This window comes from Paenibacillus sp. FSL E2-0190, from assembly GCF_037992965.1.
Taxonomy (GTDB): domain Bacteria; phylum Bacillota; class Bacilli; order Paenibacillales; family Paenibacillaceae; genus Paenibacillus_AQ; species Paenibacillus_AQ odorifer.
This window is the reverse complement of sequence record NZ_CP150306.1, coordinates 5351333-5373607: the sequence shown is the minus strand read 5'-3', so window position 1 is coordinate 5373607 and position 22275 is coordinate 5351333. Positions and strand designations below refer to the sequence as shown.

The window sequence follows — 22275 nt, the reverse complement described above, 5'->3', positions numbered from 1 at the left end:
GTGAAATTATCAGATCGGCTTCAGCAATTGCTGGAGCAAATTCCGCAAGGAAGCAGATTAGCAGATATCGGTTCCGATCATGCCTTGCTTCCTGTGGCCGCTGTCGAAAGCGGTAAGGCTGTGTTTGCAATTGCAGGTGAAGTAAACCCGGGTCCCTTTGATGCTGCTTGTAAGGGCGTTGCAGAGGCTGGACTAGGGAAGGTGATCTCGGTGCGCCGTGGAGATGGCCTTGAGGTTCTGGAACCTGGTGAAGTCAATTGTATCACGATTGCTGGCATGGGAGGCGCATTAATTGCCGCGATTCTGGACCGGGGTCAAAGCCAGGGGAAGCTAAAAGAGGTTACAACCCTTTTGCTTCAACCGAATGTAGGCGAGGATATTTTGCGCCGCTGGTTATTAAATAATAAATGGGTACTCGTAGCTGAGAGAATTTTGGAAGAAGACGGGAAGCTATATGAAGTATTGACGGCTGTACCAGAAAATACGGAAGCTGGAATTACAAATGAAAGTGTATATCGTGAATTAACCTTGGGGGATTCCGCTAAAGTCCTTGGGCAAGAGGCCTTGCTTCAAATGGGACCATGGCTGCTTCAAGCGCCAAATACTGTGTTTTTTGCTAAGTGGCAGGGTGAGATTCAGAAATTGGAAGGCATTTTAACATCGTTGTCACGTTCAGAACTCGAATCTGCTGAGCATAAACGGAAACAGATTCAAGGTCAGATCAGGGAAATTACGGAGGTGCTACAATGTTTGCCAAGGGACAAACAGTAATTCAGTATATGGAGCAACTGGCTCCTAAGCATTTAGCTGAGGATTGGGATAAAATTGGTCTTCAACTGGGCACGCTGCAAAAAGAAATCACTAATGTATTAGTTGCTTTAGATGTGAATGATGAGGTAGTTGAAGAAGCGATTCGTCTAGGCTGCAATTTGATTATTGCGCATCATGCGATTATTTTCCGTCCATTGCAAGGAATCCAGACAGACACACCGACGGGCAAAATGTATGAAAAATTAATTAAGAATGACATTGCGGTGTACATCAGCCACACGAATCTGGATGTCACCGAAGGTGGAATGAATGATTGGATGGCTGAAGCTCTTGGCATAGAAAACGGAGTACCCATCAAAGACATTCACTCCGAGCAATTATCAAAGCTGGTAGTATTTGTGCCGAAGGATCATCATCAGAAGGTTCTGGATGCTATTCTGAATGCTGGAGCAGGGGCAATTGGCAACTATAGTCATTGCAGCTTCAATATCGAGGGATACGGTACTTTTATTCCAGGAGAAGGCACGGATCCTTATATCGGGGAAAAAGGTAAGATGGAACGTGCCGAGGAAATTCGTATTGAGACGATCGTCCCGCACTCCATCCGCAATAAAGTGGTGCAGGCTATGCTTAAGGCCCATCCTTATGAAGAGGTTGCCTATGATTTGTACTCAATGGATCTTAAAGGCCGCAGCTTAGGACTTGGGCGGGTAGGAAAGCTCAAAGAGCCTACAACCCTTGGACAATTCGTGGAGACGGTAAAAAAAGGCCTGAAGGTAGACCATGTACGGGTTGTTGGTGATTTGGACCGTCCGATTCGTAAAGCTGCCGTTCTCGGCGGCTCGGGTGGAAAGTATTATAACAGTGCTATTTTCCGCGGTGCGGATGTCCTGGTTACTGGGGATCTGGATTATCATACAGTTCAGGATGCTGCGCTCGCCGGAATCACTCTGATTGATCCGGGACATAATGCGGAGAAGATCATGAAAGAGAAAGTAGCAGAGTGGATGGCTGGAAAATTGGCCGAGCATAAGTATGATACAGCTGTGCATGCTTCGCAGGTGAATACGGAGCCATTTAAGTTCCTATAAAATTGCCATTTAATAATGCTTGTGCCAGACATGTGATGTCTGTATAATATATAATGTTGTTCGGAAAGTTTGACAGACAATCGCCGGTGACGTGAAGACGTCACGGGAGGAAAGTCCGGGCTCCATAAGGCAGGATGCTGGATAACGTCCAGTCGGCGCGAGCTGAAGGATAGTGCCACAGAAATGGACCGCCGATGGCCGCCTTAGGGCGGCACAGGCAAGGATGGAACCGAGGTGTAAGAGACCCCGAGGAACGCTGGTGACTTCGTTCCTGGTAAACCCCATCTGGAGCAAGACCTAATGAGACGCAGCTGAATAAGCAGCCTTAGCCTGAGGCGCGTCTAGGTTGGTCGCTGGAGCCGTGCAGTAATGTATGGCCTAGATAGATGATTGTCGCTTATGGTGGGAGGGTAGTTCCCGATCGAACCACGACGAGCACAGAACCCGGCTTACGGCAAACTTTCCTAACTGCAACGTTATATAACAACACCATACAAACGGCGACGTATCCCGGTAACCCGGCTTACGCCGCCTTTTTTGTTGCAAACAAATGCGGATACGGCAAATATATAAAGCAGTAAATGCGATAACATGCAGGGATTTGGAACGTGATATGCAGAAATTAGACTTTTTAGAAGAATTGCTAGCGGCTGATGATGTCTGATGGCTGGTGGTTGATGAGCTGATGGTAGATAGTAGATGGATGATGGTTGATGAGCTGACGGCTGATGGTTGATGAGCTGATGGCTGGTGGTTGATGAATAGATGGCTGGTGGATGATGAATAGATGGCTGGTGCTTGATGAATAGATGGCTTGTGGTTGATGAATAGATGGCTGGTGCTTGATGAGTTGATAGCTGATAGCTGATGGTTGATGGTTGATGGTTGATGGTTGATGGTTGATGGTTGATGGTTTGATGAGCTGATATGCTAACGGACCGAGATGCAGCTATTTGTGTATTTTATGCCTTTTTGGAGGAGTTTCGGACTGGAGAGCCGTTATTCGGCATAAATAGGGTGGATATCGGGCGTTTTGGATCGAATAGTGACTATGGGGTCCGATAGCAAACCAAATGAGCGGAATTGATGCAAATAAGAGCGCTGGGGTCCGATACAAACCTCCAGAACTCCAGAACTCCAGAACTCCAGAACTCCAGAACTCCAGAACTCCAGAACTCCAGAACTCAGAACTCCAGAATTCAGAACTCCCGAACTTCCGAACGCCATGGTTACTTTGACGCCAGAAATAGATTAGTAGCTAGCAAACTGTAACAATGCGGAGCTTGGCTAATCTTCTGCGGAAAGATTGGAGTTAGTAGCGAAATATCAATTGTAACCTCTGGCTGTAACTTCCTGTGAAATCGGAGTTAATTGAGTGGTAGATGTGTTGAGTAACTAGAGGATGTTTGGTGATGCGGAAAGCGAAATGTGGGAAATGGGATATATGACGTGCAAATTTGCTGAATGCGAAATGAGATGTGTAGAAATGCGAATGTGGAAATACGAAATGAGATGTGCAGGAACGCTGAAATGTGGAAATACGAAATAAGCTGTACAGAGGGGCTGAAAAGTGGCAATTCGAAATGTGATGTGCAAATAATCGCTGTATGTGAAATGTGAAATTACGAAATGAGCTATGTAGTGCCACAAAAGTAGAAATACGAAAATGAGATGTGCAGAAATGCGTAAATGTAACATTCTGCAAATGCGCAAAAGTGAAAGCTCAGAAATCTGCTCACAAAAAACGGCTTCCCCGTCCAATAAAGGATGGAGAAGCCGTTTTATTTTGCCATCGTAGGTATTGATTACGAGCAGTTGTTTACGACCGAACGATGTTTTGATTTTGCTGCCATTGTACCAATGCTTTCTCTAGACGCTGGACAGCAACAGGAACTTGCTCTGGTGGCGTGTGTGTGAAGTTAAGGCGCATTTTGTTTTTGTGAGGCTCCGCTGAATAGAATACCTCTCCGGGTACGAACGCTACTCCGTTTTCCACTGCCAGCGGGAGTAATTCCTTAGTATTGATCTCTTTGGAAAGGGTAAGCCATAGGAACATGCCGCCTCTTGGCTCGAGGAAATGTGCTCCTTTCCAGTTATGTGATCTGAGTTCCGCGGACAGGAGCTTCATACGCGAATGATACTCTCTTGAGATGAGGCGGATATGCTGCTCAATATCAAAATGCAACAGCAGTTCATCTAAAGCACGCTGGTCGATGGTGCTGGAATGCAGATCGGCTGCTTGCTTTGCCTTGGCGATGGTCTTGATTAGTTCGGAATCGCCGATAATCCAGCCGGTGCGTAGGGCAGGGGCGACGATCTTGGAGAAGGTCCCTGTGTAGACTACACAATGATCCCCGCCGAAGCTTCTATCGATGGAGGCTAATGAGGGTGGATATAGAGTTTTATCTTCATCAAAGGTTATTTCTCCATAGGGATTGTCCTCTAGAATAAGAACACCGTAACGGCGGCAGATTTCAACCACCTTCTCGCGGCGTTCTTTACTCCAGGTTGCTCCAGACGGATTGTTGAAGGTCGGAACAGCGTATAGCAGTTTTGGCCGATGTATCCGAATCTGCTCTTCCAACTGATCCGGTAAAATGCCATATTCGTCGTTTGGTATCGAATGAATAGCAGCCCGGTAAGAACCGAGCACCTGTAGTGCTGCCAGATAGGTGGGCGCTTCCACAAAAACTGCATCGCCGGGATCCAGCAATATTTTGCATAACAGATCTATAGCTTGCTGTGAGCCTGTAGTCAATACCATCTCAGAGGCTGCAACCGGGATGCCTTGACGGGTAAGCCTTTCAGCGATTTTGTCACGTAGTGGAGTAAAACCCTCGGTAAGCCCATATTGAAGCGCTGAGGTGTCGCTGGAGAGCACGCGATTATAGGCATCACGTACGGCCTCCAAGGGAAACAAATCCTCCCCAGGCAGCCCGCCTGCAAGTGAAATGATGTCATTGCCCTGTGTAACTTTTAGAATCTCCCGAACTGCTGATGATCCTAGATGATTGGCTGCCGTTGAGTATTTGATATCCATAAATTAGTTCTCCACCTTTCGATTTGATGCTATCATAATAGGAGTGCTGTATAACAGTAAAGCGTTGAATATAACAGTGGAGGTGAAGGGTTCATGCATATCGATTTGAATCGCAGCGGCAGTAAAACTCTGCCCCATCAAATCAGTGAAACCCTCAGTCAGCGGATCTCATCAGGACTGCTTCAGCAAGGTGTCCGGCTGCCCTCCGTTAGAAGTCTAGCTATAACATTGAACGTGAGTCAGGTTACAGTAAGCAAGGCTTACGATATGCTTGAGAAACGAGGACTTATATACTGCAGACAGGGCAAAGGTTGCTTTGTGGCCGATCCAACCCATAATAGACGTCAAGAAGAGGGTTGCTGGCAGGATTTATATGATGATTATTTGCCGAGGGCTCAGCTTTGGCGGAATTTTGATGTTTCAGAAGTGAAATATCCCTTTCATTTAGCCGCCATCCACAGTGAGCTGCTGCCACTTCAAGATATTAGTGACACCTACGCATCCTTGGTCAAAGAGCAACCGGAGCTTATGGCAACCTACGGGAATTTTCAGGGAGATCTTGAGCTGCGGAATGTCATGAGAGAACATTTGAAATCGCGTGGGATTTCACTCACTTCTTCCGATTTGATGATAACCAGCGGGACCCAGCAAGGCATTGATCTGGTGGCTCGTACATTTGTTGGTCCTGGAGATACAGTCTATCTTGAGGCGCCTAGCTATACTGGTGCTATTGATGTTTTTGCGGGACGAGGTGCAGAGATGATTTTTGTGCCTACGGATAGTGAAGGGATGCGAGTGGATGTTCTTACAAAAATGTGTGATCAAAGACCTCCAAAGCTAATTTATACCATCCCTACTTTTCAAAATCCAAGCGGCGTAACTATGAGCATCACAAGAAGACAACGACTGCTGGAATTAGCGCGCAGCTACCGTTGCCTCATTGTTGAGGATGACCCATTTAGTGATTTATATTTCCATGCACCACCACCTAGGGCGATTAAATCAATGGATCCCGATGGACATGTAGTCTATATGAAAAGCTTTAGCAAAGTACTTGCACCTGGTTGCCGAATCGCCTGTGTGGCTGCAGAAGGAAATATTCTGTCCCGGCTGATCGCCGCTAAATCTGCGAGTGATCTAGGAAGTCCCTTGCTGACACAGAAGGCCGTATTACCCTTCATCGCTGAAAAATACGATGCCTACGCAGCACAGCTACGAATTACACTCCGTGGTCGTATGGAAAAGGCGGCGAAGCTTCTGAAGCTGTACGCGCCGTCTGGAGTGAACTATATTCTACCAGAGGGAGGACTTAATCTCTGGCTGGAGCTGCCCCCTTCTCCTGATATCGCAAGCCTGCATGACTTGGCGGAGCAGGAGAGCATTTCTTTTTTACCCGGTGATGTCTGTTACTCTGCGGAAACGCCTTCCCGCCACATCCGTCTTTGCTATTCGCAAATGAATGAACCGGAAATGGAGGAAGGGTTACAGCGGTTTCTGCGCTTACTTGGCCGGTTTTTGCAAAAACACGGTTAAGGGGTGTTATTTGTTCTTTGTTTTAATTGATTCATTTGCTGGCGTACATGTTGAGGGAAAAGCTGCAATGGAACTTGATTGCCGCTTGCCGCTTGTAGCGTTTTATAAATATCGACCTGACCCCAGCCAAAGTATTTATCATGGCCGGAAGTTCCCAGATCAACAGCGTTTTTGGTCATAAGGTCCATAACTTCCTTATTCGTCAGATTAGGATTCAGTGAACGTACCAGACCCGCCAGCGCAGCGACATGGGGACTGGCCATCGACGTGCCGGATAAAGCGGCATACTGGCTGTCCGGATAGGTGCTTGCGATGCTTTCTCCGGGTGCAGCGACATCAATATAATCGCCGTAGTTGGAGAAGGAGGCTTTTTCCCCTGAAGCATTTGTAGCAGCCACTGCAATCACTTCGGGATAAGCTGCAGGGTATCCAGGCCGTTCTGTATTATCATTGCCTGCTGCAGACACAAGCACGATGTCCCGGTCATAGGCGTATTTAATCGCATCATGGAGGAACTGCGAGTCGGCATAATTCCCTAAACTTAAGTTAATAACCTTTGCGCCATTGTCAGCTGCCCATATGATACCTTCTGCTACGGAATAAGTCGTTCCGGCACCTGAGTTATCTAGCGCTTTTACAGGGAGGATCTTATTGTACCAGCTGATGCCAGCTACACCTTCCCCGTTGTTAACAAGTGCGCCAATGATTCCAGATACATGTGTACCGTGACCTACATCATCCTCGGGTGTGGAACCATTGGTAATGGCATTGTAACCAGTCAAAAGCTTACCTTGTAAATCAGGATGATTAATCTGTACTCCCGTATCGACTACGGCTACAACCACTTCTTTGCTGCCTTTGGAAAGATTCCAACCTAGCTCAGTTTCAATCGCCGGGAGGTTCCATTGGTAAGTGGAGAATAACATGTCGTTAGGCGTGACAGTTCCTTCAGCGTTTTTAGTGATGGTATCATTGGTTAAATACATATAGTGAGGTTCCGTATACTCGGGATGCCATTTGTTGGTGAAATAGGATTTCAGCTGATAATAGGTCATCTTCTCAGAGCGAAAGATATAGGCATATCCCAGCTTGCGTGGCTGCTTGCAGTGGATATCGGCGGTTATCGTCTGGAGCTGTCCCTGAGTCGGAGCATTTCCCTTAAAACGGACTACAATTTCATTCTCATAAAAATGGCTGGCATTTTCGTTATCATGGCCGGTCTTGACTGTAATGTCCTTTAAGTTATCGGTATGGACTGATTCCACATGGTATTTGCCTTCCTTAGGATACGGAATGAGACGCAGGTTCTTCAGCTGATGGTCTGCCACACGCCCAAGCACCTTTTGGTTAATAAGAGCAATAATCCCTACATTTTTCTGTTTGTTCCGCTGAGCGATAAAGTAATATTTTTCTTTACCGATTGTAAACGTTGGAGATTCATAGGATTGATGACCGTGGATTGCTGTTTTTGCCGTATTGAGATATTTTAGAAGCTGTTTGTTCTCCTGTTCGGTTCCTTTTGGAAAAGACGATTTAAAGGTCTCAGTCTTTTGTGTGCGGAAATCGATCCACATCAGCATGGAGATAAACCCGTGGTCTTGCTGCAATCGTTTCGCATACACTGATTTATCATGAAGCGAAGACATCCCGTCTGTTTCAGACAGGAGTTTAGTTAAGTGTCTACTGACATCGACTCTATTCAGATGATCTGTCGCCTCCACATCCTGGCTTAAGGAGGTTTTCTTTAATGTTTTTTCCTGAGAGGGATTTGGAGGTGAATGCAAAGCTGAAGTTGGAGCCGGATTCTGAACAGCGACTTTTGCGACATCTCTGGTCGTCCCATTAGTGGCAGGGCGCAGGGCAAAGGTAAGTAACCCAACTGTAAAAGCTGCTGTAACCAAACCTGCAACTGTTAGATTTTTTCGTGACATGATTTCCGCTCCTCTATGCAATGTAATGTCTATAGGTTTAGAAGAGAGCGTATCTTTTATGCATCTTAGAAAAGGATACCTTCCTAACGTTTTTTATGATAATATCAGAGAGAATAAGTATCTCGAATTGTCTTCTTGATTTTGTAAGAGATACCTCATTAGATGTTGTTCTTAATAATTGTTTAGAAGGTTAGACTTCTCTGTGTTCACATCCTGATATTGCAAGAATAAAGAGATACGTCTTTAGGGCGGTTTCTTTCAGAGGATTAACTTTATTGACTACAAGAGCAGGGAATAATAAGGAGGAGCAACCGCTATGTCAGCAGCCAATGTGCAGAAATTATGTGAATCGACGAGAGATAAACTTAAAGTGGTAATCGACAAAATGGAAGTATTTCTAAATGAGCATGCATTGCCTCAGCTTGTAGTTGAGGGAGATGAGGAAACTGTACAATTTTACCAAGGTTTTCTGTCCGATCTTCGTCACCTATTAGTGTTCTCGGAAATGTCATATGAGAAATTAGGCGTTGCGCTGCGTCGTGCGACATTCGATGAATCTTTTGCACAGAAAGCGCTTTATAATGTATATCACTATGGCGTGAACAACTTCTTTTATCCGAAAAATGAAAGCTATTCTGAAGATGGCCGTTACGCTTATACTGGTCAGGATGCAATCCGTTTCCGCAAAAAGCCAGTACGTCCCGCACGTGATATCATCCTAGAAATCACCAAAACGTATGAAGATCTTCGCGATGATCTCATTTATTATGAGAACGACTATTTGACCGAGAAACGTATGCAAAATCAGGTTTAACTTCTAAATAGTGATCTAAAGGGATCAGCACTTTGTCATTTTGTAATGACGATGAGCTGGTCCTTTTTTGCGTGGATTAAAAGCCCTGTCTCGATACATCAACTGGAAACCACTCTGTCGAATAGCGGGTAAATGGAGCGGACATAATGAAGCCGAGGTGATAATTATGTCGAGTGAAAAACCATTAGTAAAATGTAGCGTGAGCAATTGTCATTATTGGGGCGAGCATAATTTATGCCGGGCTGAAGAAATTGTCATCGAGATCGATAAGCACGTAGGCAATGGTTATAAGGAAGAATATGCTGAAGAAATGACAAATGAAGGTCACCGCGATCATGCCAGTACATCATCTGCAACATGTTGTCTGACGTTTAAGCCGAACGCTTAGGAGGCCGCCAGAATGGACACAGAAAAGGATAATGAATCAAGCTCATCACGGGAACAATCCGGTCCGAGAAAAGTCATTCTTCGTCCGCGGAGAGTGGACTATCCTCGGCGGGACAGAGAGCATCGCGAAGAATACGCTGCTGAGGTAAATCCGGTTCCAATGCAGGTTCGGGATGCCCCGCGGAGAGTGGAAGAACGCAAGGACAGTGAAGCGGAATATAGTGGAAGCCGGGTAATGGGGTATGTTGGACTGGGGATGGGGATCGCCTCATTGTTCATCTGGTCTTTTATTCTCGGACCCATCGCTGCCGTAGTTGGTTATTATTCCTATGTCAAAGAGCAAAAAACGCTTGGGGCATGGGCAATGGGCTTAGGGATTGTTGCGACACTAAGTTACTTCGTGATGATTCCCTTTGCGCGCTAAAAAGAACTGAATGGCTTTGATCTAAACAGGCTTTTAGACCTAAATATCAGGGTCTGAAGTCTGTTTTTTCATTCCAACATATAGCAATAATCTCAGATAAAATGTAAGATTAAGCCGTAATTCATCGAAATTTCAACGCGAAACCTTATATATGATTCGAGTAGGACAAAAAAGGAGTGCGCCAGCATGCAGATCAATCCCGCTGTAACCGACGGGTTAGGGCAGCTTAAATGGATCAACCTTAAGGCAACAACCGAAAAAACTAGCTCCGCGAATGGAAATGAACGGTCAACGGGAGTTTCAGCTTCTGGATTTGCGACAATGCTTCAGGCAATGTCAACGAGTAGTGAAAGTTCAAGCTATTTGACTTCTCTCCCGGATGCAACTTCAGTCAGCAGCTTGTTATGGCAGCAGATAGGTGGGACAACAGAAACCTTCAATAACATAATTTCCGGGGAAATAACGGGTTCCACACCTACGAGCTATGATGATCTCATCCAGAAGGCGAGTGCTAAATATGGCGTGCCGATTGATCTGATCAAAGCAGTGATTGATACTGAATCTTCGTTTAATCCTAATGTGGTCTCTTCGGCAGGGGCTAAAGGTTTAATGCAGCTTATGGATGGGACCGCGAGCGGCTTAGGGGTTACTGATTCGTTCGATCCGGCGCAAAACATTGATGGCGGCGTACGTTATTTATCTTATCAACTGAAACGCTTTGGCGGAGAGGAAAAGATGGCACTTGCAGCGTACAACGCAGGGCCGGGACGGGTAACAGATCTGGGAGTAACCAATGATCAGGAATTATTGGAGAAACTTAGCCTGCTTCCAAAAGAGACACAATCTTATATCTTTAAAATAGAACGCGCTCGCGCTCAATACGCGGTATAATAAAAAGGATCAAACGGGAAACACCGTTTGATCCTTTTTCGATAATAAGTTCACTCAACGAAGTAAAGGAGACATTTGACATATGCTTTACTGGGATTATGCCGCCGCTACACCGCCCTATGTAGAAGTGGTGCAGACGATGGAACAAATTATGAAGCTGCATTATGCGAACCCTTCCTCTTTGCACCGTGCGGGCAGTGAAGCGGGTAAGCTGATCAGACGGTCGCGTGAAGTATGCGCTGCTGCTTTATCTGTACAACCGCAGGAGATTCTATTTACTTCTGGTGCAACGGAAAGCAATAATTTGGCGATAAAAGGCGCTGCTCTGCAATATCAGACTAGAGGCCGTCATTTGGTAACTACAGAAATAGAGCATCCCTCTGTATATGAGAGTTTCCTGCAATTGCAGCGAATGGGCTGGGAGGTTACTTTTGTAGCACCCGATAGCACTGGCGTTGTTGATCCTGAGCGCGTAGCTGCTGCTGTCCGGCGCGACACAGTGCTTGTTAGTGTGATGCATGTCAATAACGAGATTGGAACGATACAACCGCTTAAAGAGATGGGGAAGCTGATTAAAGCTGTGAATCCGCGAACCTTATTTCATGTAGATGGTGTTCAGGGATATGGTAAACTTGCAGTTGACTTAAAGGAATGGCAGGTGGATCTTTATAGCCTGTCTCCTCATAAGCTTCGAGGCCCACGTGGAGTGGGATTACTGTATATCAAAGAGGGAATTAAGCTATTCCCATTGCTTACAGGGGGCTCTCATGAAGAAGGACAACGCGCTGGAACTGAAAATGTACCTGCGATTGTCGCATCCTCCAAAGCTATCCGCATGAGTGGTGAGCAGCGCGAAACCTTCGTTGCCCAGTTGGTTCCACTCCGAGATCGATTATTACGCTTCTTGCGCACCGTTCCTGAATTTGTTATAAACAGCAGAGAGGATGGAGCTCCCCATATTGTGAATTTCTCTTACCCTGGCATGAAGGGAGAGGTATTCGCCCGCAAGCTAGAGGAACTGGGGATGGCTGTCTCCACCCGTTCGGCCTGCTCCTCACGACTGGCTGAGCCTAGTCGTGTATTATTGTCTATGGGTAAAGATGTCTCCAGTGCTTCAGGTGGGATTCGTATTAGCCTTGGCGACAGTCATACAGATGAGGATGTCGCTGCGCTTGAGCAAGCATTAACCACTGCGGTACAAGCTTTAAAGATTGCTGAAGGAGGAATGAAGTAACAAATGAGCATGATGAACAAGGAATCTGCAGAAGGCAGAGCCCATAGTATAGAATACGCTGATATGCTGCTCCTGCGTTTTGGAGAGTTTACTTTAAAGGGCAAAAATCGTACCCGATTTGAAAAAACCGTACTGCGTCATGTGAAGGAATTGATTAAGCCTTATCCAAACGTAGTTCTGAGCAAGGAATTCGGAAGAATTTACGTGGAACTGAACGGGGAATCTGCGATTGAATTGGTACAAGCACTGAAGAATGTATTTGGCATTGCTTCAGTCAGTCCAGTGAAGGTTTCTAAGTCAGAGCTTGAGGATATTGTAGCGGTCAGCCGTCAATTTTTGGAGATAATCGCGCCTGCTCCGGGCACCAGATTTAAGGTTAATGCTCGGCGGGTATGGAAAGAGTTCCCTTACGGCTCCATTGAGATGAATAAACGGATCGCGACACCACTATTGCAAGGATATCCTGGCCTCACCGTAGACGTTAAATCGCCTGAATTAGAGCTGAGGGTCGAAATTCGTCAGGGACATACTTATATTTTCTGTGAAAATATTGCCGGTGTAGGTGGATTTCCATTAGGCACTAACGGAAAAGCGATGTTATTGCTGTCCGGTGGCATTGATAGTCCTGTAGCAGGCTGGTCATCCATGCGGCGCGGACTTGAAGTGGAGTGCGTGCACTTCTACAGTTATCCTTATACAAGCGAGCTTGCTAGACAAAAAGTTGTGGATCTTGCGCGGGTATTGTCACGTTATGCGGGTGTAATCAAGCTGCATCTGGTACCCTTTACTGAAGTGCAGACTTCCTTTACCGGCATCGGCCAGGATAATCTGATTATTACACTGATGCGGCGGGCAATGCTGAGAATTACTACCCAGCTTGCTGAGCGGGAAGGTGCATTGGCGATTGTAACCGGGGATAGTCTGGGACAAGTCGCTAGCCAGACCTTGCCAAGCATGAACGTGATTGGCCGTGCGACAACCCTCCCCCTTCTGCGTCCGCTGGTAATGATGGACAAAAGTGATATCGTGGACCTGTCGAAGAACATCGGTACCTATGATTTGTCTATCCTTCCTTATGAGGATTGCTGTACTTTATTTGTTCCAAAATCACCTACAACAAATCCGAATTTACGGATTGTGGATAAGATAGAGGCTACGCTTCCGGGATATTCTGAACTTCTGGAAGCGGCGATTGAAGCCACAGAGACCGTGTTAATCACTCCCTATGGAGATGAGAAGCCTAGTGATGTTGTAAGTGTCGAGGCTGGTTTACAGGAAGAATGGTTCTAAAGTAATAAACCAAAAAACTGCCTTGAAGCGTAGTGAAATCTACGTTCTGAGGCAGTTTTTTTGTGGTTTAGACGATTGTGCCCTCCTGAGGCTCTTCTGGTTTTGATTGGCGTTTCCAATGTCCCGCTGCCAAGATACCTATAATGATCACGATTATAAACAGATATTTGAGCAGCGGATGATGATTAAAAAATGGCGCAAGCTGATGTTCATCCGTAATCATACTTGAAGCAGTAAAACCTAAGACAGCAGAACCAATATAAATGATCCATGGATATTTGTTGATTAATTTAATAAAAAGGGTACTTCCCCACACAACGATGGGAACACTGATCAGCAGTCCTATGATAACCAGTGAGATATTATGCTTGGCAGCTCCGGCAATGGCGATCACATTATCAAGGCCCATGGCAGCATCAGCTAAAATGATTGTACCTACAGCGGACCACAAGCTTTGACCTGCCTTGATATCTGTTGAAGTGTTCTCACTGGTTAACAGCTTATAGGCAATCAGAATGAGTAAAATCCCTCCGGCAAGCAGTAACCAGGGGATTTTCAACAGCCATACGACCAGAATCGTTGCGAAGATCCGCAACACTACAGCACCTGCTGTTCCAAATACGATAGCCTTCTTTTGCGTGTCTGACGGTAAATTACGCGCCGCAAGACCGATCACAATGGCATTATCTCCCGCCAAAATAAGATCTAGAAAAATAATGTTGAGCAGCGATAATATAAACTCCCAGATGGATGTATTCAAAGCGAAGTCACTCCCAAGTTTGTTAGATTGAGCTTCAAAATATGCTTAGTTTTGTATACGCAAAAAAAGGAGCCAACATGCGTTCACGCTCAAAAAAAGTTGGACAGGAAGCATAGCTTGTCATTTCCGAACATACAAGTAGTTACATGTGACTCGGGGAGGTAAGTGCGAATGGATTCATTATTGCTCCTTGGTGAAATATTGATGATTAATCTGGTGCTGAGCGGAGATAATGCAATGGTTATTGCAATGGCCAGCAAGGATCTTTCGGCGAAGCACCGAAAGACTGCAGTATGGTGGGGCTCAGCAGGCGCAGTTGTTCTGCGGTGTTTGCTTACTTTTGTTGCGGTATTGCTATTAAAAATCCCTTATATTCAGGCTGGAGGGGGAATGCTGCTGCTATGGATAGCGTTCAAGCTGCTTTTGGAGGAAGAGGAGGATCTCAGAGTAAGGGAATCATCCTCAGTCTGGAAAGCAATCCGAACGATTCTTGTAGCAGACTTCATTATGAGCCTGGATAATGTACTAGCCATTGCAGGAGTAGCTAAAGGAGATTTGGCTTTAATTGTCATCGGGATTGCTCTTAGCATTCCGATAGTAGTGTGGGGAAGCGGCATTATTGTCGGCTGGCTGCACCGGTTTCCAGTGCTCGTATTTATCGGTGCTTATATATTGGCGTTTACAGCAGGGGATATGTTGCTTCAGGATGCAAAATTAGGGACGATGCTCTCCTTTTTGTTCCCTTCCTCACATTCCTATTTGCCCATTGCCTTAGGAATATTAGTTGTCGTTACGGGAGCAATAAAACGCAGAAAAACATCTGCAGGTTAATAAATTGCAATAAAAGGCAATACTAAACGGACATCTCCATAAATTGGAATTGTCCGTTTTTTTTGCGTGATCAGAAGCGCTTATAGACACTGATTAATCACAGGGAGTGATGGCATTTTGTGTATGTTTCGGATAATATATGAGTAAGAATCCTGTCGCTTTCAGGCTATAAGGTGACGAGGAAATGAGGTAGACGTGAAATTGAAGGGATGGGTGAAGGATGTCTTCAAAGAAAGATATACAGCTAGGAATTTTTATTGTTGCTGCTGGCATCGTGATTTTATTAGGTAAGCTGGGCGTCTTCGGATTTTTGGGGCGCGCGCTTTGGCCTCTAGTGATTTTAATTCCAGGAATAGTACTACACATGTTATTTTTCAGCCGTCGTGCTTCGGCCTCGGTATTGGTTCCTGCCGGGATATTAACGGTGTATGGTTTGTTGTTTGGTCTTTGCAATATTTGGGGATGGGGGCTTATGAGAAACTTATGGCCTGTGCTGTTGCTTGGTCTTGCCGTGGGCTTGTATGAATACTCTATCTATGAACCAAGACGGACGGGTGGTCTGTCAGCAATTGCTGTAACATTAGGCTTACTAAGCCTTGCGCTTTGTATTTTCAGCCTTATGGGCACCGGCGCGATCTACCTGATCGGGATTGTATTAATAGCTGTAGGAATTTGGCTGATTACCGGTCGAGGCAGAGCACGTGGCCGGAATAGATGGTATCGAAGCTAATTGCTGTAGGATCTTGTGAAAAAAAACGGAAATTGGTAACTGTTTTTTCATAAAAAGACTTGCTTTTCATGGTACTTTCACTATAATATTAATGTTATGTTGAAGCGTCGGCTTTCTGCCTGGCGCTTCTTTTGTGAGACTGCCGTGACATGCTATGAATTTTAACAGTTTTAATTTGATAAATGAGAGGATTTGGATACAAATCATGCATTCAAGAAAAGATATTCGCAACATTGCGATCATTGCCCACGTTGACCATGGCAAAACAACACTCGTCGATCAGCTCCTTCAACAATCGGGGATCTTCAGCGCCCATGAGCACTTGCAAGAACGTGCTATGGACTCTAATGATATCGAACGGGAACGTGGAATTACAATCCTAGCTAAAAATACAGCAATTACTTATAAAGAGTTTTTAATCAACATTGTGGATACACCTGGACATGCTGACTTTGGTGGCGAAGTAGAACGGATCATGAAAATGGTTGACGGTGTATTGCTGGTTGTTGATGCTTATGAAGGCTGCATGCCGCAAACGAAATTCGTTCTGCGTAAAGCATTGGAACAAAAACTTACACCGATCGTTGTCGTGAACAAGATTGACCGTCCAGCTGCTCGTCCTAAGGAAGTTATTGATGAAGTGCTCGATTTGTTCATCGAACTTGAAGCAAATGACGAACAATTGGAATTCCCTGTTGTTTATGCATCTGCTCTTAATGGTACATCAAGCATGGTTCCTGAGAAACAAGATGAAACGATGCTTTCGCTCTACGAAACCATTGTTGAACATATTCCAGCTCCAACCGAAAGTGTTGAAGAACCGCTTCAATTCCTCGTAACGTTGATGGATTATAACGAATACTTGGGTCGTATTGCGATTGGACGTGTTAACCGCGGTGTGATCAAACAAGGTCAATCTGTAACAGTTATTATGCGTGATGGTAAGAGCAAAACTGCACGTATCGAGAAATTGTTCGGCTTCCAAGGTTTGAAACGTATTGAAACAGAGCAAGCGGGCGCAGGGGATATCGTTGCTATTGCAGGGATCAAGGACATCAACATTGGTGAGACCATTGCTGATCCTGCAAACCCTGAAGCACTTCCGGTTCTGAAGATTGACGAACCAACCATGCAAATGACATTCCTAGTGAATAACAGTCCTTTTGCTGGTAAAGAAGGTAAATGGGTAACTTCCCGTAAACTACGTGAGCGTCTATTTAAAGAACTTGAAACAGACGTGAGTTTGCGTGTGGAAGAAACTGATAGTCCTGATGCATTTATCGTTTCTGGACGCGGTGAGCTTCACCTTGGTATTCTGATCGAGAATATGCGTCGTGAAGGTTATGAAATGCAAGTTTCTAAACCACAAGTAATCATTAAAGAAATCGACGGTGTCAAAATGGAGCCGCTTGAGCGTCTAATGATTGATATTCCAGAAGAGAGCATGGGCTCTGTTATGGAGAGTCTGGGTACTCGTAAAGCCGAAATGGTCAATATGATTAACAACGGTACGGGTCAAGTACGTCTGGAGTTCCTGATTCCTGCACGTGGATTGATTGGTTACAACACTTACTTCTTGACTTTGACACGCGGTTACGGCGTTATGAACCATGCTTTTGACAGCTACGCTCCACTGGTTGCTGGTCAAGTTGGCGGACGTCATCAAGGTGTGCTTGTAGCAAGTGAGACTGGATCAACAACTCAATACGGAATCGTGGGTGTTGAGGATCGTGGTATTCTCTTCTTGGATGCAGGTACAGAAATTTATGAAGGTATGATCGTAGGCGAGCATACCCGTGATAACGATATTATCGTTAACATCTGTAAGGAAAAAGCACTTACCAACATGCGTACCTCAGGAAAAGATGATACTGTAAAAATGAAGACACCACGCACCTTCTCTTTGGAAGGCGCACTTGAATATTTGAACGATGATGAATATTGTGAAATTACACCTAAATCCATTCGTTTGCGTAAAAAGATTCTGAACAAAGGCGAACGCGAACGTGTAGAGAAACAACGTAAAACAGCACAAGCCAACGCGTAAACACATGCTTATGAATAAGACCGCCGGATTATTGCATCCGGCGGCTTTTTTTAATATAAGAAACAAAAAATTCCCCTACTGATGATATAATGTAAACGTATCTTAAATTTGGGAGGAGTGCGGTTATCTATGCAGGTGTGGTTCGCTGAGCATCCAATCGTCGCTTATATTGTTATCTTTATATTGCTTACTTTTGTTTATAATCAAGTCTTTCGTGTGAATCAAAAGTTATCGATTGGCAAGGAAATCATGCTCTACATAATGATGGCGATTGGCTCTGGCATGCTCCTCATTTTCCAACATGATAAGCTTCCGATTATCCAGTGTCTGTTGGTTGCTGTCGGATTAATGCTGATGGTACGGATACGTTATATAGTAGAAGCTCGACAGAAGAGAAAGGCTGCGGCAGCAGCGAAGAGATCGTAATCGCAACTTTTGTACCTTAAGGATCGTCTAATTAATGTAGCAATTCTAATTCTAAATGAAATGAAAAGGACTTTATTCTATTATGAGTACAAGAAACAGCGGTTTACCTCCAAGAGCAAACGGGCAACAACCTACTAATAGAAAACAGCCTGTGAAGGGTGCTTCTAAGAAAAAAACGAAAAAGAAAGTGAAAAAGAGAGGTTTTTTTGGCAGATTAGTTAGAGTATTGTTAACTTTGCTAATTATTGCGATCCTCGGCGTGCTGGGTTATGGCGGTTATCTGTATTGGAAGCTTGAGCATGGCGTATTTAATGCAGGGGTTGAGGGTACGGTTGCTCCAGGGCATTCCGCTTCAGAAAAACCACTGACAATGCTTATACTGGGAACGGATAACAGACCTAAACACGAGTCTTATTTGACTGACGTAATCATGGTTGCAGCACTTAATCCTAAGACTAAATCAGCGACTATTGTTTCGCTTCCTCGTGATACCTACGTGGAGCTAAGTGGCTATAAGAAGACGAAAATTAATGAATTTTATGCTCGCTTCAAGGGTAAGGAGAAATCCTCTGGTCTACTGGCTGAAGATGAGATGAAGACGATGATGGGTAAGTATTTGGATATTGATGTAGATTATACAACGATTCTTGATTTTCAGGGCTTCCGTGATGTAGTGGACGAGCTTGGGGGAGTCGAAGTAAATATTAGTGAAAATATGTGTTATACAGACACTGTGGATGGCACGAATATCAATCTGAAAAAGGGTCCGGCAGAGCTGGATGGAAAAAATGCACTGGACTATGTGCGGTATCGTAAATCCAATTGCAAGCCTAAGACCAACGCATCAGATGATTTTGATCGCAACAAACGCCAGAACGAAGTTCTGAACAGTCTGGTGGATCAGATGCAATCGCTTGGTGGCGTATTAAAAATCGGCAAGGTGCTTGATGCAGTGGACAGTAACATGAAGACAGATATCGAAAATTCGCAAATCAAAGATATGATTGCGACGTATTGGAAGATTTCCAAAGAGAATATCGAATTCAAGCCGGTTACTGGAACGTGGCGAAGTCCATATGTATATATTAATGATGAGGAGTTTGAGGCCGCTAAGAAAAGCTTGCAGGATCGGATTGCAGGAATTTCCACGGGAGCTGATTCGACAGCTGCTGAGACGCCTTGAGGACCTTAATATCTTCCATAGCTAAAATTGAATGCAAGTTTCAGCCTGTGCTATAATATAATAAATCGAATGAATTAACGTCGCATAGGGGGCCAGTACTTATGTCCGAAGCCGTTGCTCAGCTGAATGAAACTTTGCTATCGATGCTGCAATCGGAAACCTTTGTTCTTCTAAACACAGTTGATGCGGAGACAGGCGGTCCTACATCCACAGCTATTTCGTGGCTTTATGCTGTTAGTCCTAGTACTGTGCGTTTGGCTATTGATCATCGTTCAAGACTTGTGAATAATATGAAGGTTAATCCATTAATAACTATAACTGTGTTTGGTGAAGGAACTGTCTATGCCATTAACGGTAGTGCTGCTGTAAGGCAGGACCCGCTAGAAGATGTTCCTTTTAAGATGTGCTGTTTTGATGTTGAAATTCAAGCGGTCCGCAACGCGCTTTTTTACGGCGCGCAGCTGGACTCCGCCCCAAGATATGCGAAAGTTTATGATGGACGTGCCGCTGAGAAGTTGGACGGACAAGTATTTGCTGCCATGAAAAAAGCCTAGTGAAAATATCACTGGGCTTTTTTTGAACTCAAAGAACATCTTTTGTTCTTAATCTCTACTGTGCATTTTTTTGCGGCTTGGTATCCTCTGGCAGCTGTGGCATGATTCGTCCGATAATATCGGCCAGCTCGGATGAGAATCCGGATATCGGATGTCCCTTGGAGATATGGCGGCTCATTTCCGCTAATCTGCTGGAGAGATCCATATCCGCAGTGACAAGCGCCCGTACACTTCTTGGGTCTTTGCGGATGGCTTCCGCTACAGAATATTTGATGCTTCCTACACGTGAACGGCCCAGAGAACCTTCTACATCAAGACCAACTATGGCAACTTTGTTCATGACTACACAGTGTGCGCCATTTACACCGGGAACTCTTTTGGCCAACTGTTCAAAATGATCCTTAAGTGCAATTTCACTTTCTCCATTAACATTGACGGCTTGACCAGCTTTTGAGGTGGCTTTAGGATTAGTCGCACCATCATTGGACAATTGCCGAACCTCATGGTTCCCCGTACCCTTTACAGCATTCGCAGATTGTTTATTCTGAGGAGAGGGTGATGTCTTTTTATTAGCGATACCGCAGCTTGTCAGTAGCAGCAGTACCAGCAACAGACATATTGATTTTCTCATATGTGATTACTCCTTTCAGCCAAAGAATCGTTTCTGTACCATATCTTTTCCCTTGGCGGAAAGAGTTATGTATGATCAATCAAACCAGGCGCTGTGGAGGGGATAATATGAACAAGATATTTGTGCTAGATACCAACGTGCTTTTGCACGACCCCAATTCAATTTTCTCTTTCAAGGAGCATGAGGTGGTTATTCCGGCTGTTGTGCTGGAAGAAATCGACTCCAAGAAGCGCAATGCTGACGAAATCGGTCGGAATGCCCGTACAGTATCCCGATTGCTTGATGGACTCCGGGAACTAGGTCATTTGCATAGTGGTGTGGAACTGGAGCATGGAGGCAAGCTGAAGGTAGAACTTAACCATCGCAGTTTTGTGAAGGTACAGGAAATGTTTGGCGAGGTGTCTAACGACAATCGGATTTTGGCTGTTGCTCTCAATTATTTGAATGAAGAGAATGAGAAGCCCGATCCGCGTCCCGTTGTGCTTGTGAGCAAGGATGTACTGGTTCGTATTAAAGCGGATGTACTTGGAATTACGCCAGAGGATTATTTGTCAGATCGTACTGGAGACTTAAATGAACTATACACTGGTTACCAATCTCTGCAGGTTCATCCCGCATTGATTGATGAATATTACAGTCACCGCTCTCTGACGGTAAAACAGCTTGCGTTGTCGTATCCGTTGTACCCTCATGAATTTGTGATTCTCAAGGATGAGATTGGCACTGGCAAATCAGCTCTTCTCAAAGTGAATAGTGATGCCACACGTCTGGAGCCACTCTATCTGGGCAATGATTCGGTTTGGGGGATTAGCGCCCGTAATGCTCAACAACGAATGGCACTGGAGCTGCTGCTAAATGATGAAATCCCACTCGTAACGATCACGGGTAAGGCTGGGACAGGGAAGACGTTATTGGCGCTTGCAGCCGGACTATTCAAAGTGGAGGATGAACATAAATACAAAAAATTGCTTATCGCCCGTCCGGTCGTTCCTATGGGTAAAGACATTGGGTATTTGCCCGGTGAGAAGGATGAGAAGCTTAGACCCTGGATGCAGCCTATTTATGATAATCTGGAATTCCTGTTCGATACCAAAAAAGCTGGCGATATCGATAAAATCTTAATGGGGTTAGGAAGTATACAGGTAGAAGCCTTAACCTATATTCGCGGCCGTTCAATCCCATCGCAGTTCATTATTATTGATGAGGCGCAGAACCTTTCCCGCCATGAGGTGAAGACCATTGTCTCCAGAGCGGGAGAAGGAAGTAAAGTCATTCTAATGGGCGATCCGGAGCAAATCGATCATCCATATCTGGATGCTGCGAGCAACGGACTGAGCTATATCGTCGAGAAGTTTAAACAGCAAGGGATTAGCGGACATATTACTTTGGAAAAAGGTGAGCGTTCCCGCTTGGCGCAATTGGCCGCGGATCTACTCTAACGGTTCATCAATCCTATTTTCAGCCGGGAGAAGCAAACACTCCCGGCTTTTTCCTGCCCGCCCGGAAACGGCAGAGGAATTTAAAGTTGGTTGTGGTGATTAGAGCCATGGAAAGAAAGTCTGGAACTGTAGAAGCGAAGCGTTCGCCTTTATCCTCGGATTTTAACCGCATGATGCGGTAATTAAATCAGGAAATCTGAGGATAACAGCGATCGGAAGTCCAAAGCTTTCTTGTAATGGCGGTCAGATCACCTTCCTATTTTTAATG

20 protein-coding genes and 1 other RNA gene are annotated in these 22275 nt (G+C 45.1%); 17 read left to right on the top strand and 4 right to left on the bottom strand.

Annotated features, from left to right (window positions below):
- The 3 genes from NST25_RS23685 to rnpB all read left to right on the top strand — a co-directional run bounded on the left by NST25_RS23685 (position 1) and on the right by rnpB (position 2329).
- On the top strand, positions 1 to 771 hold the full coding sequence (locus NST25_RS23685; protein ID WP_076185284.1) for a class I SAM-dependent methyltransferase: 771 nt from the start codon (positions 1 to 3) through the stop codon (positions 769 to 771).
- Positions 747 to 1862: a Nif3-like dinuclear metal center hexameric protein gene (locus tag NST25_RS23680; RefSeq protein ID WP_036683794.1), complete on the top strand. Its 1116-nt coding sequence runs from the start codon at positions 747 to 749 to the stop codon at positions 1860 to 1862. Before NST25_RS23685 ends, NST25_RS23680 begins: the two co-directional genes overlap by 25 nt.
- Before the next feature lie 64 nt (positions 1863 to 1926).
- An RNA gene (rnpB, locus tag NST25_RS23675) (RNase P RNA component class A) lies at positions 1927 to 2329 on the top strand.
- Positions 2330 to 3681: 1352 nt separating this feature from the next.
- Here the strand turns inward: rnpB and NST25_RS23670 are convergent.
- Positions 3682 to 4902 carry a PLP-dependent aminotransferase family protein gene (locus tag NST25_RS23670; RefSeq protein ID WP_340392609.1) on the bottom strand — a complete coding sequence of 407 codons (1221 nt, stop codon included), beginning with the start codon at positions 4900 to 4902 and terminating at the stop codon, positions 3682 to 3684.
- 93 nt (positions 4903 to 4995) lie between these two features.
- Between NST25_RS23670 and NST25_RS23665 the strand changes: the two genes are divergently transcribed.
- On the top strand, positions 4996 to 6435 hold the full coding sequence (locus NST25_RS23665; RefSeq protein WP_340392607.1) for a PLP-dependent aminotransferase family protein: 1440 nt from the start codon (positions 4996 to 4998) through the stop codon (positions 6433 to 6435).
- Here NST25_RS23665 and NST25_RS23660 read toward each other — a convergent pair.
- A complete protein-coding gene (locus tag NST25_RS23660) occupies positions 6432 to 8366 on the bottom strand; it encodes a S8 family peptidase (protein WP_340392605.1) in 1935 nt (644 codons plus the stop codon). The two genes, NST25_RS23665 and NST25_RS23660, sit on opposite strands and share 4 nt — an antisense overlap.
- Positions 8367 to 8682: 316 nt before the next feature.
- Between NST25_RS23660 and NST25_RS23655 the strand changes: the two genes are divergently transcribed.
- The 6 genes from NST25_RS23655 (at position 8683) to thiI (ending at position 13406) form a co-directional block, all read left to right on the top strand.
- Positions 8683 to 9180 (top strand): YpuI family protein, encoded by a 498-nt coding sequence (locus NST25_RS23655; RefSeq protein WP_036683764.1) that lies wholly within the window; start codon positions 8683 to 8685, stop codon positions 9178 to 9180.
- 166 nt (positions 9181 to 9346) lie between these two features.
- Complete coding sequence (locus NST25_RS23650; RefSeq protein ID WP_036683762.1) at positions 9347 to 9568, top strand: DUF1540 domain-containing protein; 222 nt, start codon at positions 9347 to 9349, stop codon at positions 9566 to 9568.
- 12 nt (positions 9569 to 9580) lie between these two features.
- A complete protein-coding gene (locus tag NST25_RS23645; protein ID WP_076304287.1) occupies positions 9581 to 9991 on the top strand; it encodes a hypothetical protein in 411 nt (136 codons plus the stop codon).
- A 186-nt stretch (positions 9992 to 10177) separates the two neighbouring features.
- Positions 10178 to 10882 (top strand): lytic transglycosylase domain-containing protein, encoded by a 705-nt coding sequence (locus NST25_RS23640; protein WP_038572880.1) that lies wholly within the window; start codon positions 10178 to 10180, stop codon positions 10880 to 10882.
- Between the two features lie 82 nt (positions 10883 to 10964).
- Entirely contained in the window at positions 10965 to 12116 is a 1152-nt protein-coding gene (locus tag NST25_RS23635) for a cysteine desulfurase family protein (RefSeq protein ID WP_340392603.1), read from the top strand.
- Positions 12117 to 12125: 9 nt separating this feature from the next.
- Positions 12126 to 13406, top strand: a complete 1281-nt coding sequence (thiI, locus tag NST25_RS23630; protein ID WP_248549392.1) for a tRNA uracil 4-sulfurtransferase ThiI — start codon at positions 12126 to 12128, stop codon at positions 13404 to 13406.
- A gap of 67 nt (positions 13407 to 13473) precedes the next feature.
- On the opposite strand, the gene NST25_RS23625 is transcribed toward thiI, so the two are convergent.
- The gene (locus NST25_RS23625; RefSeq protein WP_076141834.1) at positions 13474 to 14166 is read right to left on the bottom strand and encodes a TerC family protein; all 693 of its coding nucleotides are present in this window, start codon (positions 14164 to 14166) and stop codon (positions 13474 to 13476) included.
- Between the two features lie 171 nt (positions 14167 to 14337).
- On the opposite strand from NST25_RS23625, the gene NST25_RS23620 reads away from it, so the two are divergent.
- The 6 genes from NST25_RS23620 to NST25_RS23595 all read left to right on the top strand — a co-directional run bounded on the left by NST25_RS23620 (position 14338) and on the right by NST25_RS23595 (position 19937).
- Positions 14338 to 14997, top strand: coding sequence for a TerC family protein (locus NST25_RS23620; protein WP_076136549.1), 660 nt, complete (start codon positions 14338 to 14340; stop codon positions 14995 to 14997).
- Positions 14998 to 15217: 220 nt separating this feature from the next.
- On the top strand, positions 15218 to 15727 hold the full coding sequence (locus NST25_RS23615; protein ID WP_076129027.1) for a hypothetical protein: 510 nt from the start codon (positions 15218 to 15220) through the stop codon (positions 15725 to 15727).
- Positions 15728 to 15932: 205 nt separating this feature from the next.
- Positions 15933 to 17774 carry a translational GTPase TypA gene (gene typA, locus NST25_RS23610; protein WP_076129029.1) on the top strand — a complete coding sequence of 614 codons (1842 nt, stop codon included), beginning with the start codon at positions 15933 to 15935 and terminating at the stop codon, positions 17772 to 17774.
- 129 nt (positions 17775 to 17903) lie between these two features.
- Positions 17904 to 18200: a YlaH-like family protein gene (locus tag NST25_RS23605; RefSeq protein WP_036683721.1), complete on the top strand. Its 297-nt coding sequence runs from the start codon at positions 17904 to 17906 to the stop codon at positions 18198 to 18200.
- 82 nt (positions 18201 to 18282) lie between these two features.
- Positions 18283 to 19383, top strand: a complete 1101-nt coding sequence (locus NST25_RS23600; RefSeq protein WP_076129031.1) for an LCP family protein — start codon at positions 18283 to 18285, stop codon at positions 19381 to 19383.
- A gap of 101 nt (positions 19384 to 19484) precedes the next feature.
- Complete coding sequence (locus NST25_RS23595; protein ID WP_076129033.1) at positions 19485 to 19937, top strand: pyridoxamine 5'-phosphate oxidase family protein; 453 nt, start codon at positions 19485 to 19487, stop codon at positions 19935 to 19937.
- A gap of 55 nt (positions 19938 to 19992) precedes the next feature.
- On the opposite strand, the gene NST25_RS23590 is transcribed toward NST25_RS23595, so the two are convergent.
- Entirely contained in the window at positions 19993 to 20568 is a 576-nt protein-coding gene (locus NST25_RS23590; RefSeq protein WP_076129034.1) for a YhcN/YlaJ family sporulation lipoprotein, read from the bottom strand.
- Positions 20569 to 20675: 107 nt separating this feature from the next.
- On the opposite strand from NST25_RS23590, the gene NST25_RS23585 reads away from it, so the two are divergent.
- Positions 20676 to 22007: a PhoH family protein gene (locus NST25_RS23585; protein WP_036683710.1), complete on the top strand. Its 1332-nt coding sequence runs from the start codon at positions 20676 to 20678 to the stop codon at positions 22005 to 22007.
- Positions 22008 to 22275: the final 268 nt, after the last annotated feature.

What these genes read in the sequence shown, in the direction of transcription:
- NST25_RS23585 (WP_036683710.1), top strand. Translation starts at nt 20,676, where the DNA reads ATGAACAAGATATTTGTGCTAGATACCAACGTGCTTTTGCACGACCCC.
- NST25_RS23640 (WP_038572880.1), top strand. Translation starts at nt 10,178, where the DNA reads ATGCAGATCAATCCCGCTGTAACCGACGGGTTAGGGCAGCTTAAATGG.
- NST25_RS23645 (WP_076304287.1), top strand. Translation starts at nt 9,581, where the DNA reads ATGGACACAGAAAAGGATAATGAATCAAGCTCATCACGGGAACAATCC.
- NST25_RS23670 (WP_340392609.1), bottom strand. Translation starts at nt 4,902, where the DNA reads ATGGATATCAAATACTCAACGGCAGCCAATCATCTAGGATCATCAGCA.
- thiI (WP_248549392.1), top strand. Translation starts at nt 12,126, where the DNA reads ATGATGAACAAGGAATCTGCAGAAGGCAGAGCCCATAGTATAGAATAC.
- NST25_RS23660 (WP_340392605.1), bottom strand. Translation starts at nt 8,366, where the DNA reads ATGTCACGAAAAAATCTAACAGTTGCAGGTTTGGTTACAGCAGCTTTT.
- NST25_RS23665 (WP_340392607.1), top strand. Translation starts at nt 4,996, where the DNA reads ATGCATATCGATTTGAATCGCAGCGGCAGTAAAACTCTGCCCCATCAA.
- NST25_RS23595 (WP_076129033.1), top strand. Translation starts at nt 19,485, where the DNA reads ATGTCCGAAGCCGTTGCTCAGCTGAATGAAACTTTGCTATCGATGCTG.
- NST25_RS23615 (WP_076129027.1), top strand. Translation starts at nt 15,218, where the DNA reads ATGTCTTCAAAGAAAGATATACAGCTAGGAATTTTTATTGTTGCTGCT.
- NST25_RS23605 (WP_036683721.1), top strand. Translation starts at nt 17,904, where the DNA reads ATGCAGGTGTGGTTCGCTGAGCATCCAATCGTCGCTTATATTGTTATC.
- typA (WP_076129029.1), top strand. Translation starts at nt 15,933, where the DNA reads ATGCATTCAAGAAAAGATATTCGCAACATTGCGATCATTGCCCACGTT.
- NST25_RS23635 (WP_340392603.1), top strand. Translation starts at nt 10,965, where the DNA reads ATGCTTTACTGGGATTATGCCGCCGCTACACCGCCCTATGTAGAAGTG.
- NST25_RS23680 (WP_036683794.1), top strand. Translation starts at nt 747, where the DNA reads ATGTTTGCCAAGGGACAAACAGTAATTCAGTATATGGAGCAACTGGCT.
- NST25_RS23650 (WP_036683762.1), top strand. Translation starts at nt 9,347, where the DNA reads ATGTCGAGTGAAAAACCATTAGTAAAATGTAGCGTGAGCAATTGTCAT.
- NST25_RS23590 (WP_076129034.1), bottom strand. Translation starts at nt 20,568, where the DNA reads ATGAGAAAATCAATATGTCTGTTGCTGGTACTGCTGCTACTGACAAGC.
- NST25_RS23600 (WP_076129031.1), top strand. Translation starts at nt 18,283, where the DNA reads ATGAGTACAAGAAACAGCGGTTTACCTCCAAGAGCAAACGGGCAACAA.
- NST25_RS23655 (WP_036683764.1), top strand. Translation starts at nt 8,683, where the DNA reads ATGTCAGCAGCCAATGTGCAGAAATTATGTGAATCGACGAGAGATAAA.
- NST25_RS23620 (WP_076136549.1), top strand. Translation starts at nt 14,338, where the DNA reads ATGGATTCATTATTGCTCCTTGGTGAAATATTGATGATTAATCTGGTG.